This window comes from Actinocrinis puniceicyclus (assembly GCF_018283645.1).
Lineage (GTDB): Bacteria > Actinomycetota > Actinomycetes > Streptomycetales > Catenulisporaceae > Actinocrinis > Actinocrinis puniceicyclus.
Window position 1 is genome coordinate 1 of record NZ_JAGSXH010000404.1, and the last position, 401, is coordinate 401.

The following is a 401-nucleotide window of genomic DNA, read 5'->3' on the forward strand; positions in this document are numbered from 1 at the left end:
CGTTCCGGCTGCGTTTGCAGGGAAACCAGTTGGCTGTTATAGGTCGCCAGATCGTTTTGCGCATTCTGCAGATCGTCCAGCGTCTGGGTGACGCGCGACTCCAGCTGACGCAGGGAGAGCGTACTTAGCGTTTTGCGCGTCGCGTCGTCGTTCGGGACATCGCTCAGGTTATTGAGGCTCTCCACCGCCTGGCGCAGCTTCGCCGGCGCCTGCTCGACCTGCTGTCGCAGCTGTGCCGTCTCGCTTTTGATACGCTCGATTTTATCCAGCGTTTCCAGCGTCTGAGTCAGATCCTGCTGGACCAGTTTGTCCTGCGGAGTCAGTTCTTTTTGCTTGTTTAACGTATTGAGCTGGCTCTGCACCTCTGCCCGATCGGGGAGATCCGCGGCGCGGCCCTGGAC

General features: G+C 59.6%; 1 pseudogene. It reads right to left on the reverse strand.

Going from position 1 to position 401, the window contains the following annotated elements:
- Positions 1 to 401 (reverse strand): annotated as a pseudogene (locus KGA66_RS32605) (mechanosensitive channel MscK); the annotation flags it as partial.